The organism is Sphingomonas metalli (assembly GCF_014641735.1).
Classification (GTDB): domain Bacteria; phylum Pseudomonadota; class Alphaproteobacteria; order Sphingomonadales; family Sphingomonadaceae; genus Sphingomonas; species Sphingomonas metalli.
In genome coordinates, this window is the sequence record NZ_BMIH01000004.1 from 210,465 (window position 1) to 227,967 (window position 17,503).

The 17,503-nt window shown below is 69.6% G+C and carries 13 protein-coding genes; 8 read left to right on the forward strand and 5 right to left on the reverse strand.

Annotated features, from left to right (window positions below; translation table 11 throughout):
• Positions 1–399 precede the first annotated feature (399 nt).
• The 3 genes from IEX18_RS15315 to IEX18_RS15325 are packed head-to-tail and all read left to right on the forward strand — an operon-like array spanning position 400 to position 3,429.
• On the forward strand, positions 400–2,469 hold the full coding sequence (locus IEX18_RS15315) for a S9 family peptidase (protein WP_188659622.1): 2,070 nt from the start codon (positions 400–402) through the stop codon (positions 2,467–2,469).
• A gap of 7 nt (positions 2,470–2,476) precedes the next feature.
• Entirely contained in the window at positions 2,477–3,040 is a 564-nt protein-coding gene (locus IEX18_RS15320) for a DedA family protein (RefSeq protein WP_188660093.1), read from the forward strand.
• Positions 3,041–3,051: 11 nt separating this feature from the next.
• The gene (locus tag IEX18_RS15325; RefSeq protein WP_188660090.1) at positions 3,052–3,429 is read left to right on the forward strand and encodes an acyl-CoA thioesterase; all 378 of its coding nucleotides are present in this window, start codon (positions 3,052–3,054) and stop codon (positions 3,427–3,429) included.
• Between the two features lie 561 nt (positions 3,430–3,990).
• On the opposite strand, the gene IEX18_RS15330 is transcribed toward IEX18_RS15325, so the two are convergent.
• Positions 3,991–5,202, reverse strand: a complete 1,212-nt coding sequence (locus IEX18_RS15330; RefSeq protein WP_188659623.1) for an LL-diaminopimelate aminotransferase — start codon at positions 5,200–5,202, stop codon at positions 3,991–3,993.
• A gap of 112 nt (positions 5,203–5,314) precedes the next feature.
• On the opposite strand from IEX18_RS15330, the gene IEX18_RS15335 reads away from it, so the two are divergent.
• The 3 genes from IEX18_RS15335 to clpS all read left to right on the forward strand — a co-directional run bounded on the left by IEX18_RS15335 (position 5,315) and on the right by clpS (position 8,600).
• Positions 5,315–7,057, forward strand: coding sequence for a PHA/PHB synthase family protein (locus IEX18_RS15335; RefSeq protein WP_188659624.1), 1,743 nt, complete (start codon positions 5,315–5,317; stop codon positions 7,055–7,057).
• A gap of 84 nt (positions 7,058–7,141) precedes the next feature.
• A complete protein-coding gene (locus IEX18_RS15340) occupies positions 7,142–8,077 on the forward strand; it encodes a phasin family protein (protein WP_188659625.1) in 936 nt (311 codons plus the stop codon).
• A gap of 184 nt (positions 8,078–8,261) precedes the next feature.
• Entirely contained in the window at positions 8,262–8,600 is a 339-nt protein-coding gene (gene clpS, locus IEX18_RS15345; RefSeq protein ID WP_188659626.1) for an ATP-dependent Clp protease adapter ClpS, read from the forward strand.
• A gap of 430 nt (positions 8,601–9,030) precedes the next feature.
• On the opposite strand, the gene IEX18_RS15350 is transcribed toward clpS, so the two are convergent.
• Positions 9,031–9,765: a Crp/Fnr family transcriptional regulator gene (locus IEX18_RS15350; protein ID WP_188659627.1), complete on the reverse strand. Its 735-nt coding sequence runs from the start codon at positions 9,763–9,765 to the stop codon at positions 9,031–9,033.
• Positions 9,766–9,931: 166 nt separating this feature from the next.
• Here IEX18_RS15350 and murA point away from each other — a divergent pair, with 166 nt between their 5' ends.
• The gene (gene murA, locus IEX18_RS15355; RefSeq protein WP_188659628.1) at positions 9,932–11,215 is read left to right on the forward strand and encodes a UDP-N-acetylglucosamine 1-carboxyvinyltransferase; all 1,284 of its coding nucleotides are present in this window, start codon (positions 9,932–9,934) and stop codon (positions 11,213–11,215) included.
• Entirely contained in the window at positions 11,215–12,972 is a 1,758-nt protein-coding gene (locus IEX18_RS15360; protein ID WP_188659629.1) for a bifunctional metallophosphatase/5'-nucleotidase, read from the forward strand. The genes murA and IEX18_RS15360 overlap by 1 nt, the downstream gene beginning before the upstream one ends.
• A gap of 348 nt (positions 12,973–13,320) precedes the next feature.
• On the opposite strand, the gene IEX18_RS15365 is transcribed toward IEX18_RS15360, so the two are convergent.
• The 3 genes from IEX18_RS15365 to IEX18_RS15375 form a co-directional block, all read right to left on the reverse strand.
• The gene (locus IEX18_RS15365) at positions 13,321–13,812 is read right to left on the reverse strand and encodes a phosphoribosyltransferase (protein WP_188659630.1); all 492 of its coding nucleotides are present in this window, start codon (positions 13,810–13,812) and stop codon (positions 13,321–13,323) included.
• Entirely contained in the window at positions 13,812–15,122 is a 1,311-nt protein-coding gene (locus tag IEX18_RS15370) for a cystathionine gamma-synthase family protein (RefSeq protein ID WP_188659631.1), read from the reverse strand. Before IEX18_RS15370 ends, IEX18_RS15365 begins: the two co-directional genes overlap by 1 nt.
• 636 nt (positions 15,123–15,758) lie before the next feature.
• Positions 15,759–17,444 (reverse strand): class I adenylate-forming enzyme family protein, encoded by a 1,686-nt coding sequence (locus IEX18_RS15375; protein ID WP_188659632.1) that lies wholly within the window; start codon positions 17,442–17,444, stop codon positions 15,759–15,761.
• Between the last annotated feature and the right edge of the window lie 59 nt (positions 17,445–17,503).

The window sequence follows — 17,503 nt, forward strand, 5'->3', positions numbered from 1 at the left end:
GGGTCATAGCTGGGGCGGGGTGTACCGGATGTGAAGGGGGTTGGGGCCCACTCGTCATGCCGGACCTGTTCCGGCATCCACCGTGGCGAATAGGATCAGGCCCATGAGTTTGTGGGACGGTGGACCCCGGAACAGGTCCGGGGTGACGGGTGTTTGCGACAGGCGTCCGCTTCGAGCCACGGCTTCGTGAAGGCAGAAGCCTTTGGGGAGGGAGCGGCACGTCACTGCGAAGTTCCACCCGACTGGGCCCCGACCTTCGCCGGGGTGACGGGTGTGGGGCGGAGCAGATCAACCTCTTATGCCGGTCGACGAACTCCCGCGGCACCCCTCGGTAACAGCCATTCGCTTCAACCCCGATTCAGGCTGTGCCCTTAACCATCGCGCGCTATGGCCGGTGCGATGACCGATTCCTCCCGTCCCGTTCCCCCCGTCGCCGAGCGGCGGCCGCATGCCTTTACCGTGCATGGCCGCACGGTGGAGGATCCCTATGCCTGGCTGAAGGACCCCGACTATCCCGAGGTGAACGACCCGGCGATCCTCGCCTATCTCGAGGCGGAGAACGCCTATTTCGAGAGCGTGATGGCGCCGCACCGGCCGCTGGTCGACCGGCTCTACGAAGAGATGAAGGCGCGGATCAAGGAAGACGATTCGTCCGTGCCGCAAAAGGATGGCGACTGGCTCTACTGGACCGCGTTCGAGACGGGCGGCCAGTATCGCCAGTGGTGGCGGCGACCGGTCGCGGGCGGGCCCGACGAACTGCTGCTCGACGAGCCGGCGCTGGCCGAGGGCAAGGAGTATTTCCGGCTGGGCGCCTTCGCGGTCAGCAACGACGGACGGTTGCTCGCCTATGCGATCGACGATTCGGGCGCGGAGCGGTTCACCATCCATGTGAAGGACCTGACCACCGGCGCGCTGCTGCCGGACACGATCCCCGGCATGCTTTCCGACATAGTCTGGACCGCGGACGACAGCGCGTTCCTCTATGGCCTCGCCAACGACCAGTGGCGGACCGACAATGCCCGGCTCCACCGGATCGGCACGCCGATCGAGGCGGATGTCGAACTCTATCGCGAGGCGGACGAGGGCTATCGCGTTTCGGTCGGGGAGACGAGCGCGCGCAACTGGATCGTGATCGCGACCGGCGACCACAATACCAGCGAGGTGCGGCTGGTGCCGGCCGGCGACCCGACCGCCGCGCCGATCCTGATCGCGCCCCGCCGGGAGGGGCGCGAATATGATGTGGACGAGCATGACGGCACGCTGTTCATCCACACCAACGACACGGACCCGCAATTCCGCCTGTGCACCGCGACGCTCGACGCGCCGGGGGAGTGGCGCGAGCTGGTCGGGCCGAACCCGCATTTCTACATGACCGGGGTGGAGTGTTTCCGCGACTTCTTCGTGGTGGAGGGGCGCGAGGACGGGCTCGATCGGATCGCCATCCACCGCTACGACGCGCCGACCGTGGCGGAGCGGATCGACTTTCCGGAGGCGAGCTATACCGCGGGGCTGGGCGACAATCCCGAATATGCGATGGACGTGCTGCGCCTCGGCTATGAATCAATGGTCACGCCCGGCACCGTCTACGACTATGACGTGGCGACGCGACAGCTGACCGTGCGCAAGGTGCAGGAGATCCCGTCGGGCTATGACGGGACGCGCTATCGCACCGAACGGCTCAAGATCGCGGCGCGCGACGGGACGGAGATCCCGGTCTCGATCGTCTATCCGGCCGGCTTCGTGCGCGACGGGACGGAGCCGCTCTATCTCTATGCCTATGGCGCCTATGGCCATGCCGTGCCGCCGGGCTTCTCGACCGGGCGGCTGAGCCTGCTCGACCGCGGCTTCGCCTTCGCCATCGCGCATATCCGGGGCGGCGACGACCTGGGCCAGCAATGGTATCATGACGGCAAGCTGGAGAAGAGAACCAACACCTTCAACGACTTCGTCGACGTGGCCAAGGGGCTGATCGACGGCGGCTGGACCGGCAAGGGGCGGATCGCGATCGCCGGCGGCTCGGCGGGCGGCGAGCTGATGGGCGCGGTGGCCAACAGCGATCCCGACCTGTGGGGCGCGGTGGTTGCCGACGTGCCGTTCGTCGACGTGCTCAACACGATGCTCGACGCCGAGCTGCCGCTGACGCCGGGCGAATGGCCCGAATGGGGCAATCCGATCGAGGACACGGCGGCGTTCGACCTGATCGCCTCCTACAGCCCCTATGACAATGTCCGTGCGCAGGCCTATCCGCCGCTGTTCGTGACCGGCGGGCTCAACGATCCGCGCGTCACCTATTGGGAGCCGGCCAAGTGGACCGCGAAGCTGCGCGCCACCAAGACCGACGACACTGTCCTGCTGCTCAAGATCAACATGGGCGCGGGCCATGGCGGCAAGTCGGGCCGGTTCGAATCCTTGCGCGAAGTGGCGGAGGAACATGCCTTCGTCCTGTGGCAGCTGGGCGTGGAGGCCTGACGGCAGGGTGACGATCGAGGCGATCATCGCGCGCTACGGCCTGATCGCCCTGTTCTTCGGCGCGGGGCTGGAGGGGGAGACGGCGGTGGTGACCGGCGGCATCCTGTCGCATCGCGGGCTGCTGCCGCTGGCCGGGGCGGCCGCCGTCGCGGTGGCGGGCTCGTTCGTCGCCGACCAGCTCTTCTTCCTGATCGGGCGCCGCTTCCGCCATCATCCGCGGGTGCGGCGGATCATGGCGCGCCCCGCCTTCGCCCGCGCGCTCGCCGCGTTCGAGCGGCGGCCGACCGGGTTCATCCTCGGCTTCCGCTTCCTCTACGGGCTTCGCACGATCAGCCCGATCGCGATCGGCACGACGTCGGTCGCGCACCGCCAGTTCCTGGCGCTCAACGCGCTTGCCGCGATCGTCTGGGGCGTGACCTTCACCGGGCTCGGCTATGTCTTCGGCGACGGGCTGGAGGCGCTGTTCCACCGCTATCGCCCCTCGGGCACGACGCTGGTGCTCGCGGGGCTGGGGGCGGTGCTGCTGCTGCTCGGCTGGGGGCAGATCCGCCGCTGGAGGCGGAACGCGTGAGCCGCTTCGCGATGCGCTTCGTCGCCGCGGCGGCGGACATCGACGAGCTGGGCCATGTCAACAATGCGGTCTGGGTCCGCTGGATCCAGGACATCGCCACCGCCCATTGGGCATCGGTGGCGCCGGCCGCGCACCAAGCCGCCTATGCCTGGGTGGTGACCCGGCACGCGATCGACTATCGCGGCAACCTGGCCGAGGGCGAGGGGGTGACCGCGGAGACCTGGGTCGGCGTGCCGAAGGGCGCGCGCTTCGACCGGCATGTCCGCTTCACCGGCGACGATGGCCGGGTGAAGGTGGAGGCGGTGACGACCTGGGCGCTGATCGACCGCGCCACCGGGCGGCTGCTGCGCGTGCGCGAGGATATCGCGGCGCCGTTCCTGGCGGGATGACGTGGGTTCGAAGGCCTCTCGCCGACGGGATGTTACCGGATCACCCGCCGAATAGACACAATTTGGTACGATTTAGGCGTTAGCGAGACACTTGCAGTCCGCATTCGCGGCTGTACACATTCATTGTGTCACTACGGGCTGCGGGCGGTGCTTCCTTTCAGAAGGCGCCGCCCGTGGTTTTTGGGGTGGATCTTCGGTCGGCTGGCGATCGCGACGCTCCACCCCGTTCGTGCTGAGCGTGTCGACACACTGCGCTCTTTTTGGGCTGCGGAGCCTGATCCGCTTGGCCATTAGCGTCGCCCCAGCGCAGGCTGGGGCCTCGTGCGGCTCTGGTCCCGTGCTATTACCGGGAGATCCCAGCCTGCGCTGGGATGACGATATTGGCTCAGGGAATTGAACCCGAGAGCCGGATGACGTCAGGTCGACCCGCTTCGAATCGTTCGCCCTGAGCGCAGTCGAAGGGCTTGAGACTCACCTGTGCTTCGACGTCGCTCAGCACGAACGGTTTGGGGGGAAGCGGTCGGGGGTGGCGCTTAGGGGTAGCGGGGAGGCTTCAGACCCTCACCCCGCCGCCTGACCCCCCGGCGTATTCACCCCCATCGATTGCAGATAGCGCTTCACGTTGCGCGCCGCCTGGCGCAGGCGCTGCTCGTTCTCGACCATGGCGATCCGCACATAGCCCTCGCCATTCTCGCCATAGCCCACCCCCGGCGCGACCGCGACCTTGGCATGGGTGAGGAGCTGCTTGGAGAATTCGAGGCTGCCGAGATGGCGCAGCGCCGGGGGCAGCGGCGCCCAGGCGAACATCGAGGCGGGCGGCGAGGGAATGTCCCAGCCGGCGCGGCCGAAGCTCTCGACCAGCACGTCGCGGCGCTTGTGGTAGAGCTGGCGGTTCGCCTCGACGATGTCCTGCGGCCCGTTGAGCGCGGCGCAGGCGGCGGCCTGGATGGGGGTGAAGGCGCCGTAATCGAGATACGACTTCACCCGCGTCATCGCCGCGATCAGCTTGGCGTTGCCGACCGCGAAGCCGATCCGCCAGCCGGCCATCGAATAGGTCTTGCTGAGCGAGGTGAACTCGATCGCGACGTCCTTCGCGCCCTTCACCTGGAGGATCGAGACGGTCGGCTTGCCGTCGAAATACAGCTCCGAATAGGCGAGGTCGGAGATGATCCAGACCCCGTTCTCCTTCGCCCAGGCGACGAGGCGCTCGTAGAAGGCGAGGTCGACCGTCTCGGCGGTCGGGTTCGACGGATAGTTGACGACCAGCACCGAGGGGCGCGGGATGGTGAACTCCATCGCGCGCTGGAGGCTCTCGAAATAGTGTTCGTCGGGCGTGGTCGGCACCGCGCGGATCGTCGCGCCGGCGATGATGAAGCCGAAGGTGTGGATCGGGTAGGAGGGGTTGGGCGCGAGCACCACGTCGCCCGGCGCGGTGATCGCGGTGGCGAGGCTGGCGAGCCCCTCCTTCGACCCCATGGTGACGACCACCTCCGTCTCCGGATCGACATCGACCCCGAAGCGGCGGCCGTAATAATTCGCCTGGGCGCGGCGCAGGCCCGGAATCCCCTTGGACTGGGAATAGCCGTGCGCGGAGGGCTTGGTCGCGACCTCCACCAGCTTCTCGATGACGTGCGGCGGCGGCGGCAGGTCGGGATTGCCCATGCCGAGGTCGATGATGTCCTCACCCCCCGCACGCGCCTGTGCCCGCATCGCATTGACCTCGGCGATGACATAGGGCGGCAGGCGCTTCATGCGGTAGAATTCGTCGGACATGGCTTCCTCTTGCGGTTGCCTCGTCCGTGTACGCCCAAAGCGGCAGGCACGCCACAACCCTTCCCTGCACCGCCCCACAAGCCTAGGTTGGGGACCAGACAGGAGAGCAATCATGGCCGCTTCGCCCACCGACACCGCGCCGCCCGAGCAGGGCGGGACGCCCGGCGCGGCGGCCGGCTTTCCCAGCCTCGAGGAGATGCAGCACTGGACCTGGGTGATCGGGCGGATGCAGCAGATGATGATGGAGCAGGGCCTCGCCGCGCTGCCCGAGGTGCCCGGCGTCAACGATGCCGCGACGATCGAACGGCTGCATGATTTCTGGAGCGACAGCCTGACGCTGTGGCAGCGATTCCTGACGCCCGGCGGTGCGGCCGAGCCGGGGGCGCCGCCGGCCGACAAGCGGTTTCGGGCGGAGGCATGGCGCGAGCCGGCCTTCGACCTCGTCCGGCAGAGCTACCAGACGATCGCCGACCATCTGCTGCGCGGGATCGATGCGCTGGACGGCGTCGAGCCGGCGCAGAAGGAGAAGATCCGCTTCGCCACCCGCGCGCTGGTGGAGGCGATGAGCCCCGCCAACTTCCCCTGGACCAATCCCGAGGTGATCGAGCGGACGATCGAGACGCGCGGCGAGAATCTGATGAAGGGTCTGCAGCATATGCTGGCCGACATCGCGCGCGGGCAGCTGACGCATACCGACGGCGGCGCCTTCCAGGTCGGGCGGGACCTGGCGACGACGCCGGGGCAGGTGGTGAAGCGCACGCCGCTCTACGAGCTGATCCAGTACGCCCCCGTCACCGACACGGTGGCGGACACGCCGCTGGTGATCTTTCCGCCCTGGATCAACCGCTTCTACATCCTCGACCTGACGCCCGAGAAGAGCTTCATCCGCTGGGCGACGCAGCAGGGGCTGACCGTATTCATGGTCTCGTGGCGCTCGGCCGACGCGTCGATGAAGGATGTGAGCTGGGACGATTATGTCCGCGCGCAGATCGATGCGATCGAGACGGTGCGCGACCTACTGGGCGTGAAGGCGGTGCATACGATCGGCTATTGCGTCGCGGGGACGACGCTGGCGGCGACGCTGGCGCTGCTCGCGGCGCGGGGAGAGGCGGACAGGGTTGCCAGCGCCACCTTCTTCACCGCGCAGGTCGACTTCGCCGAGGCGGGCGAGCTGAAGCATTTCGTCGACGACGAGCAGCTGGCGATGATCGCGGCGCTGTCGCCCGAGGGGTTCCTCGACGGGCGCTACATGGCCGCGACCTTCAACCTGCTGCGCGGGCGCGACCTGATCTGGAACTACGTCACCAACAATTACCTGCTCGGCAAGGACTATGCGCCGTTCGACCTGCTCCACTGGAACGGCGACATCACCAACCTGCCGGCCAAGTGGCACCTGTCGTACCTGACCGACCTGTATCGCGACAATCTGCTGGTGAAGCCGGGCGCGATCAGCGTCGACGGGACGCCGATCGACCTCTCCCGCGTGGCGACCCCCAGCTATGTCCAGGCGGGGCGCGAGGACCATATCGCCCCGGCCGAAAGCGTGTGGAAGGTGACGCAGCATTTCGCCGGCCCGGTCCGCTTCGTGCTGGCGGGATCGGGGCATATCGCGGGCGTGGTCAACCCGCCGGCCGCGGGCAAATACCAATATTGGACCAACGACGCGCCCGCCGAGTCGCTGGCGGACTTCGTCGCCGGGGCGACCGAGACCAAGGGCAGCTGGTGGCCCGACTGGCAGGCCTGGCTGGCGCAGCGGGGCGGCGGGCAGGTGCCCGCCACCGGGGCGCGGGTGCCGGGCGAGGGCGCGCTGCCCGCGCTCGAGCCGGCGCCGGGGCGCTATGTGACGCAGCGCTGACGCTTTTGTTGCACTGCACAAAAGGGCTTGTTTCCGCCGTTTCGATCTACTATGTTGCGCCGCAGCAGAGTTGGAGGCGGATGCATGGCTGCACCCAGTAACAAGCGCCCGAAGCGCGCGCCCGCGCCGGCGAGCGCGGGAATTCCGGGTATCGTCGCGCCGCTCGCGTCGCCCGCGCCGGTGTTGCCCGACCCCGAGACGGTGGTCGAGCAGGCGCTGCACGTCCCCGCCGCCCTCGCCCGCCCGGTCCGTAAGGCGCCGGTGCGCAAGGCGAAGCCGGTCGAGGCCGAGTCGCCCGCGATCGATTCGCCCGCACCCGCGCCCGCCACGATCCCCGAGATCGTGCAGCAGGCCGAGCCGGCGCGGGCCGTGGCCGTCGAGGCGGCCGCGGACGTGGCCGGGACGACGAGCGCGTCGGCCGAGTCGCTCGCCGAGACCGCGCAGGACGCCGTCGAGACGCTTCAGACACAGGCGGCCGAGACCGCCGAGCAGGTGACCGGGTCCGCCGAGGCGACGGTCGCCCACATCGCCGAAACCACAACGACCGCGGCACAAGCCGTCCACGCCAAGCAGGAGCAGACGATCATGGATACCATCCAGAACAGCGCCGAGAAGACCCAGGCCATGTTCGCCGACGCCAACGATCGCGCCAAGGGCGCGATGGAGAAGGGCGCGAAGTTCTTCCAGGAGCTGACCGAGTTCGGCAAGGGCAATGTCGAGGCGGTCGTCGAATCGTCGAAGATCGCCGCCAAGGGCTTCGAGACGCTCGGCCAGGACGCGGCCGCCTACTGGAAGTCGTCGTTCGAGGACGCGACCCAGGCGATGCGCACGCTCGCCGCGATCAAGTCGCCGACCGAGCTGATGAAGTTCCAGGCCGACTATGTCCGCTCGAGCTTCGACGCGATGGTCGCCCAGGCCTCGCGCGGGACCGAGGCGTCGCTGAAGCTGGCCGGCGAGGTCGCGCAGCCGATCTCGAACCGCGTCGCGGTCGCGGCCGAGAAGATGAAGGTCGTCGCCTGACGATATCCGCCGGTCGCCCCGATCGGGGCGGCGGCGGCAGCAAGGGGCGCGTCGCGCGCGGGGATCCCCCGCCGCGCCGCGCCCCTTTCGCGTCCGCGCGAGGCGCGGGGCTCCGCGCGGGGACTTGCCCGCGGCGACGAGAATGCCATATTTCGCCGCACACAGGCATAGGAAGGCAACGAGCATGACCGAGCGCCACGATGGCGACGGCAGCGACGAGAATGGCGGCACGGGCGTCGGCGTCGCGACCAAGACCCGCGCGAAGACCAAGAAGCCGACCCCCTATCGGGTGCTGATGCTCAACGACGACTATACCCCTATGGAATTCGTGGTGCTCTGCCTCCAGCGCTTCTTCCGCATGGACATGGAGCAGGCGACGCGGGTGATGCTCCACGTCCACCAGCGCGGCGTGGGGGTGTGCGGCATCTTCTCCTACGAGGTCGCCGAGACCAAGGTGGGGCAGGTGATCGACTTCGCCCGGCAAAACCAGCATCCGCTGCAATGCACGCTGGAAAAGGCCTGAACGGGCGGCGGCGGAGGCCGGCGGGGCGTTCCTAGGGCCGGCTGCGAACGGGCCGGAGCCGCGTGAGGCCCCAGCCTGCGCTAGGGCGACGGTTCGGATCGGGGCCTAAGGCGATCGTCATCCCGGCGAAGGCCGGGATCTCCCGGTGATGGCGCGCGGCAGGAGCCGCGAGAGGCCCCAGCCTGCGCTGGGGCGACGGTTCGGGAGAGGCGGAAGCGTGGCTTCGGGCCCGGCCCGTGTGGCCGACGAAGGCCGGATCGCGCGGAGGCGCGGAGGGCGCGGAGAAGGGGTGCAGGCGGAAGCGTGGCCTAGGTTCGGCGCCGTCGTCGGCGTGGCGGGGTCGGCACGGGTTCCCCCTCGAGGGACAGCGCAAATATCCGTCGGAGCGGCGGCGTGCTTGCCGGCGGCCGACCCGCTCAGCCGCGGACGGTCAGCCGCGCACGGTCAGCCAGCCCATGTCCAGCCCGGCATAGCGGTCGATATAGTTGGCGATGCGGACCAGCGACGCCTCGTCGCGGATCGTGAAGCGGCCGCCCTCGCGCCCGATCAGCCGCTCCTCCTCGAGCTGGCGGATCATCCGGTTGACATGGACCGCGGTGAGGCCGGTGGCGTCGCCCATCTCCTCCTGGGTGATGCCGGGGGCGAAGCTGTCGATGCCGGCCGGCGCGGTGGCGCGCAGGCGGTTGCGCAGTTCGAGCAGCAGCGCCGCCACCCGGGCCTTGGCCGAGGTGCGACCGACCGCCGCGAGCCGGTCGCTCATCGCCACCCGCTCGACCTGCTCGAGCGCGAGCAGCCCCAGGCCGATGCGCGGGCAGCGCAGCACGACATCGGCGAGCGCCTGGCGGTCGATCGCGCCGAGGCTGCTGTCATGGACCGCCATCACCGTGTCCGGCGCCTTGGCATAGACGAGCGAGGTGGTGGCGATCAGGTCGCCGGGGAAGAGGAAGCGCTGGATCTGCCGGCTGCCGTCGTCGAGCAGCACATAGCTCATCATCATGCCCCGCCGCAGCACGAAGAGTTCGGCGACGCGGTCATTCTCGCTGAACAGGACGCCGTTGCGCCTGACCCGCCGCTCGCGTTCCTCCACGCCGGTCAACAGCGCATGCTCGTCGGGGGAGAGGGCAATCAGACGGGTAAGGCGATCCGCGAACACACTTTCCGACACGTCGTGATATTTCCCCCAAAGGCCAGTCGTTTATGGGCTATCGCTTCGTACTCGCATTAAAGTCGATCAACGGGGCTGACGTATGCGGCGTGTGGGCCGTCGCGGCGGCGGCGGCCGGCCGCGCGGCGGCGCTTGCACGATGCGACGGGGGCGATAGAGCCGTGGCATGGATCGCATCATCATCCGCGGCGGTCGCCGCCTGTCCGGCCGCCTGCCCATTTCCGGCGCGAAGAACGCCGCGCTGACGCTCATGCCCTGCGCGCTGCTCACCGACGAGCCGCTGACGCTGCGCAACCTGCCGCGGCTCGCCGATGTCGACGGGTTCGGCCATCTGCTCAACCAGCTCGGCGCCTCGACCCGGATCGAGGGGACGCGGCCGGAGGATTTCGGGCGGGTGATGACGATCCGCGCGGGCAAGCTGACCAGCACCGAGGCGCCCTACGACATCGTGCGCAAGATGCGCGCGTCGATCCTGGTGCTCGGCCCGGTGCTGGCGCGGGCGGGCGAGGCGCGGGTGTCGCTGCCGGGCGGGTGCGCGATCGGCAACCGGCCGATCGACCTCCATCTCAAGGCGCTGGAGGCGATCGGCGCGGAGCTGGAGATGGCGGCGGGATACGTCCGCGCGGTGGCGCCGGGGGGGCGGCTGACCGGCGGCACCTATCGCTTCCCGGTCGTGTCGGTGGGCGCGACCGAGAATGTCGTCATGGCGGCAGTGCTGGCCAAGGGCCCGACAAGGATCGAGAATGCGGCGCGCGAGCCCGAGATCGTCGACCTGTGCCGCTGCCTGGTCGCGATGGGCGCGCGGATCGAGGGGATCGGCACGGGGACGCTGGAGATCGAGGGCGTCGACCGGCTGCACGGCGCGACCTATGCGGTGATGCCCGACCGGATCGAGGCGGGCAGCTATGCCTGCGCGGCGGCGATCACCGGCGGCGACCTGACCCTGACCGGCGTGGCCGCCGACGACATGGGCGCGACCCTGTCGGCGCTGACCGAGGCGGGGGTGACGGTGGAGGCGGGCCGGGACAGCGTGCGGATCGCCGCCAACGGCCCGCTCAGGCCGCTGACGCTGACCACCGCGCCCTTCCCCGGCTTCGCCACCGACATGCAGGCGCAGTTCATGGCGATGCTGTGCAAGGCGGACGGATCGAGCGTGCTGACCGAGACGATCTTCGAGAACCGCTACATGCACGTGCCCGAACTGGCGCGGATGGGGGCGGACATCACCGTGTCGGGCCGTACCGCGGTGGTGCGCGGGGTCGAGCGGCTGGTCGGCGCGCCGGTGATGGCCACCGACCTGCGCGCCTCGATGAGCCTGATCCTGGCGGGGCTGGCGGCGGAGGGCGAGACGCAGGTCAGCCGCGTCTATCATCTCGACCGCGGTTACGAGCGGCTGGAGGAGAAGCTGTCGGCGGTCGGCGCGGATATCGAGCGGGTGGGCGACGGCTGATGCGCACCGCGGCGGCGCTGCTGCTGGCGGGGCTGGCGCTCGCCGGCTGCACCACGGCCGGGCTGCGGCCGGCCGGCCCCATGGCCGACGGCGATGCCGCGCCGGTCGAGGTGCACATCCTCGCCTTCAACGATTTCCACGGCAATCTCGCCAAGCCCGAACTGTCGATGCCGGTGACGGGCCCGGACGGGCGGACGGTGCAGGCGCCCGCCGGCGGCGCGGCCTGGCTGGCGGCGACGATCGCCGCGCTGCGCGCGCAGGCTCCGCACAGCGTCACCGTCGCGGCGGGGGACATGACGGGGGCGAGCCCGCTCGTCTCCTCGATCTTCCTCGACGAGCCGACGATCGCGGTGATGAACCGGATCGGCGTCGACCTGAACGCGGCGGGCAACCACGAATTCGACCGCGGCACGGCGGAGCTGCTGCGGCTGCAGCGCGGCGGGTGCGACCGGGTGGCGGTGAGCACCCGCACCGCGGAGCCGTGCCGGCTGGAGCCTTTCGGCGGCGCGGGCTTCACCTATCTCAGCGCCAACACGGTCGGGCCGGACGGGCGCACGCTGCTGCCCGCCACCGCGATGCGGACGGTGGAGGATCATGGCCGCACGATCCGGATCGGCTTTATCGGGCTGACCACCCACTCGACCCAGACGCTGGTCAGCCCCGCCGGCATCCGCGGCGTGCGCTTCGGCGACGAGGCGGAGGCGGCCAATGAAGAGGTCGGGCGGCTGAAGGCGGCGGGCGCGGATGCGATCGTGGTGCTGATCCACGAAGGCGGCCGGCAGGAGGGTGGGCCGAACGACTGCCGCGCCCTGTCGGGGGCGATCCGGCCGATCCTCGACCGGCTCGACACCCGCGTCGACCTGGTCGTGTCGGGCCATACGCACCGCTCCTATATCTGCGACTATGCCCAATATGCGCCTGACCGACCCTTTCTGCTGACCAGCGCGGAGAAGTTCGGGACGCTCGTCACCGATGCGGTGCTCACGATCGATCCGGCGACGCACCGCGTCGTGGCGAAGCGCGCGCGCAACGTGGTGGTGCAGAATGACGGCTATGCCGGGCCGGACGGTCCGGTCGCGCCGACCGATCGCGCGCCGCGGCCGGCGCCGGACCCGGGCGTCGCCGCGATCGTCGCCCGCTATACCGCCGCGGCCGCGCCGCTGGCGAATGCGCCCGCCGGCCGCCTGTCCGCGCCGCTGGCCAAGGCGACCGACCAGATGACCGAATCGCCGCTCGGCAACCTGATCGCCGACGCGCAGCTCGCCGCGACGCGGCCGGCGGGCGCGGTTGCCGCGCTGATGAACCCCGGCGGGATCCGCACCGGGCTGATCCCCGGTCCGGGCGGGCAACTGAGCTATGGCGACATCTACGCCACCCAGCCGTTCGGCAACATGCTGACGGTGCGGGACTATAGCGGCGCGGAACTGCGCGCGGCGCTGGAGCAGCAGTTCGAGCGCAAAATCCTGCTCGCGGTCGCCGGCATCCGCTATGCCTATGATGCGAACCGGCCGGCGGGGGCGCGCGTGTCGGACATCCGGATCGGCGGGCGACCGCTGGCGGAGGCGGCTCATTATCGCGTGGCGGTGAGCAATTTCCTGTCACTGGGCGGCGACGGCTTCTCGACGCTGACAGCGGGACACGACGTGGCGGAGGGGCCGGTCGACGTCGATGCGTTGCGCGCCTATCTGTCCGCCGGCGCGACGGTGGTGCCGCCGGCGCTGGGGCGGGTGACGGATCGGACGGTGAGGGCGCGATAGGCGAGGGGATGGTCTCGTTCCTCCTTCGGGGCCTCCTTCCATTATCGGTCGTCAATTCCGCGAAGGCAGGAATCCGGAAGCTCCGACGTTGCGGGCAATGCGGAAGGCTCCCGCGCGTCTGGATCCCCGCCTTCGCGGGGATGACGGAATTCGTGGGGCAGGGCTTTTGCTACGATAGCGTGCAGAGAACCCTCCTGCCCCGTTCGTGCCGAGCGAAGTCGAAGCACCGTTCTTCTTGCCCCGAGCGCCGGCGCTTCAGGCAGAGCACTGTTTCGGCAAGCTCAGCACGAACGGGGGAGAGGGTAACGTGCTTCGCGGAAGAGGCGGGCTTCAAACAGCATCCCCTCCTCACCCGATCCGGTCGGGAACTTCCGCGGCGTCGGCCTCGATCGCGGTGGCGGAGGCCACGGCTTCCCACGGGAAGACGAACCAGTCCTTCACCGTCCGCCGGTCGATCACGCGGTGGCGGTAGTCGACCTGTTCCGCAGAGGCGCTGTTGTCGATCAGCACCGCGAACCGCACCTCGCCGGCTCCCGCCTCCGCCAGCCCCGCGCGGAGCCGGGCGATGGTGCGGCCCGAATCGTTGATGTCGTCGACGATCACCGCGCGCCGCCCCTTCAGCCGCCCGGCGAGCGTGGCGAGGTCGGGCGCCTGCCCGCCCGACCCGTCGAGCGAGACCATCGGCAGGCCGGTGGCGTGCGACAGGTACACCGCCGGCACCAGCCCGCCGCGGCCGATGCCGACGATGAGGTCGGCCCAGCCCTCGCCGCCGATCTGCGCGGCGAGGTCGGCGATCGCGGCGGCGAACTCCGCATCGGTGACGGGGGTGAAGACCGGCATCAGATCGCCGACAGCGCCTGGTCGAAATCGGCGATCAGGTCGTCGGCATCCTCGACCCCGATCGAGATGCGGACGAGATTGTCGGTGATCCCCAGCGCCGCCTTGCGCGCATCGGGCACCGACAGGTGCGTCATGCCGGCCGGGTGGCTCGCCAGCGTCTCGGTGCCGCCGAGCGACACGGCGAGCTTGGCGATGCGCAGCGCGTCGAGGAAGCGGAACGCCTCCGCCTCGCCGCCCTTGAGATAGAGCGAGAAGGTGGAGCCGGCGCCGGTGCAGTGGCGGTCGTAGATGTCCTTCTGCCGCGCATCCTCGATGAAGCCGAGATAGCCCATCCGCTCGACCTTGGGATGGTCGCGCAGGAAGGCGCAGACCTTGGCCGCATTCTCGCCCGCGCGGCTCATCCGCAATTCGAGCGTCTCGAGCGAGCGGAGCAGCATCCAGGCCGTGTTGGGGTCGCAGATCGTGCCGATCGTGTTGCGCATCGACCGCACCGTGTCGATCAGCGCCTTCTTGCCGAGCAGCCCGCCGGCGACGAGGTCGGAATGGCCGCCGGCATATTTGGTCAGCGAATAGACGACGATATCGGCGCCGTGGCGGAGCGGCTGCTGCCAGAGGGGCCCCAGGAAGGTGTTGTCGATCGCGATCGGCGGCTGCTCGGCGGCATTCGCGAAGATCGCGTCGCGGCTGGCGGCGACCGCTGCGATATCGACCAGCGCGTTGGTCGGGTTGGCGGGCGATTCGAGATAGATGAGCGCGACGCGGCCGGTCGCGGCCTTGGCCAGCACCGCGTCGATCTCCTCGCGGGTCGCGCCGGCGGGGAAGTCGAGCCAGTGGACGCCGAACCGGCCGAGCACCTTGGCGATCAGCGTCTCGGTCGCGGCATAGAGCGGGCCGGAATGGACGATCGTGTCGCCGGGGCGGACCATCGAAAGGAACAGCGTCGCGATCGCCGACATGCCGCTGGAGAAGGCGAGCGCATCCTCCGCCTCTTCCCAGATCGCGAGGCGATCCTCGAGGATCTCCTGATTGGGGCCGTTGAACCGCGAATAGACGAGGCCCTCGGCCCCGCCGGGCCGCTTGCCGGTGACGCCCTCGAAATGCCGCTTGCCCGCCGCGGCATTGGGGAAGACGAAGGTCGAGGTGAGGAAGATCGGCGGCTTCAGCGAGCCTTCGGACAGGGTCGGATCGAAGCCGTGGCCCATCATCAGCGTCGACGGCTTGAGCTTGCGGCCGCCGATCGTCTCCGGATCGCTGCGCGGCGCCTGGGGCGCGGGGATGCCGGACAGATCGGCTTCGGTGGGGTCGGCCATGGGTATTCTCCTCGGATGGGGGAGGGTTAGGCCAGATCGGCGGCGGGGGGAATGGTGGGGCTGCCGGGTGGTTCGGGGAGAAGAGTGGTTCGCGCGGAGGCGCGGAGGCGCGGAGGGGTCGCGCTTGCCGCGGGCGAGGCCGTTCGAGTTATCCGGCGGAGGACGAGCGGCCCTTGCGGCGGGCGCGACATCTTCGCGCTCTCCGCGCCTCCGCGTGAACTCTCTTCTTCCGCTTTCAAAGGTGGCCGACGCTGATCGGGGAGTGCGCCGTGTCCTCCCCATCCGTTACGCTGCGCACGCCACCTACCCTGTGGGGAAGGATGGGGGGTGATGCGACCAAATCGTCATTCCCGCGCAGGCGAGACCTCTGCGAAGGTCCGATCGGTCCACGCCCCTCGTCCACCCCGGCGCAGGCCGGGGTCCAGCTGGGTGAAGCCTTGCAATGACTTACCGCCGTTTCCCAACTGGACCCCGGCCTGCGCCGGGGTGGACGAAAGACTTCCGCAGAGGTCTGGCGAAGGCGGGGGATTTATATTTTCTGACGTTGCGAGTGATGCGGCAAGCTCCCGCGCGTCTGGATCCCCGCCTGCGCGGGGATGACGGCTGGTTTGCTGGCCGACGCATTACTCCTCGATCCTACGCCGCCAGCGCCACCGCCCGGTAGCGCGCCTTGAGGCCGACCTTGTCGATCTTCTCGGTCCCCAGCCGCGGCAGCGGCGCGTCGGCGATCCAGATGCGGGCGGGGATCTTGAAGGCGGCGATATGCTCGGCGAGGAAGCGGCAGAGCGCCTCCGCCGTAACCGGCTCGCCGCCGCACCAGACGACCGCGGCCGGCACCTCGCCCAGCCGTTCGTCGGCGAGGCCGAACACCGCCGCCTCGCGCACCGCGGGATGGAGGTAGAGCGCGGCCTCCACCTCCTGGCAGCTGATGTTCTCGCCGCCGCGGATGATGATGTCCTTCTTGCGGTCGACGATGAACAGATAGCCCTCGGGATCGAGATAGCCGATATCGCCCGAGCGGAAGAAGCCGTCGGCGGTGAAGGCGGCGGCGGTCGCCTCCGGCCGGTTCCAGTAGCCGCGGATATTGGCGACGGTGCGGATCGCCACCTCGCCCCGCGCGCCCTGGGGCAGCCGGTTCCCGGCATCGTCGAGGATCGCGATCTCGACCAGCGGCGGCGAGGCGCGGCCGCAGCTGGCGGGCTTGTTGACATAGTTGGAGCGCCAATTGCCGGTGCCGACCGCATTGGTCTCGGTCAGGCCATAGCCGATCAGCGGGGCCGAGCCGCCCATCTCCTGATCGATGCGCAGCACATGCTCGACCGGGCGCGGCGCGCCGCCCGCGCCGAAATCGGTGACGCTCGACAGGTCGAAGCTGGCGCGGTCGGGATGGTTGAGGATCTCGAAGCTCATCAGCGGCACGCCGATGAAATAGGTGACGCGCTCGCGCTCGATCAGGCGCATCGCCTCCAGCGTATCCCATTTAGGCATCAGCACGAGGCGGCGGCCCATGGCGAAGCTCTGGAGGAAGACCGGCACCTCGGCGGTGACGTGGAAGAGCGGGATGGTGAGCAGCGTGCAGGGCTGGCCCTGGGGCGGATTGCCGTCGGCGGTGACGATGCCGAGCATGGTCAGCGTCTGCGCGAGGAAGCTGAACGTGCCCGCCACCACCGCGCGATGATCGGACAGCGCGCCCTTGGACACGCCGGTCGAGCCCGAGGTGAAGAGGATGGTGGCGAGATCGTCGCCGGTCAGCTCGGGCAGCGGCCCCTCCGCCCCGCCGAGCAGCGGCGCGATCGCCTCCATCACCGGCAGCGTGTCGTCGAGCGTGACGACGGGCGTCCTCAGCCCCTCGATCTTCGCCAGCCGCTGGGCGCGCGGGGCGTCGGCGACGATCAGCGCGCAATCGACATCGGCGAGCGCCGCCTGCAGCTCGTCCGCCTGCCACCAGCCGTTGAGCAGGGTGGCGACGCCGCCCGCCATCAGCGTCGCCATATAGGTGACGATCCAGGCGGGCGAGTTGCGCGCCGCAACTCCGACCCGGTCGCCGCGGCCGATGCCGCGCCCGACCAGCGCCCGCGCCAGCCGCTCCGCAGCGGCATAGGTCTCGCCATAGGTCAGCCGCTCCGCGCCCGAGACGAGGAATTCGACGTCGCGATGCACGGTGCAGTAATGCGCGAAATATTGGGCGAGGCTGGGCGGCGCGGTGGCGATCACCGGCAGGGCGACGCCGCCCCGCGCGACCGTCGCCGTCTCCAGCATCCCGCCCGGCGCGGTCAGCCGGGCGATGGTTTCGTCCATACGCCGATCAAGCTCGGTACGCATCCTGCTCTCCACACTTGGTTCTATCGTTGGCCGCCACTATGCAGGCGGCGATGACGGGG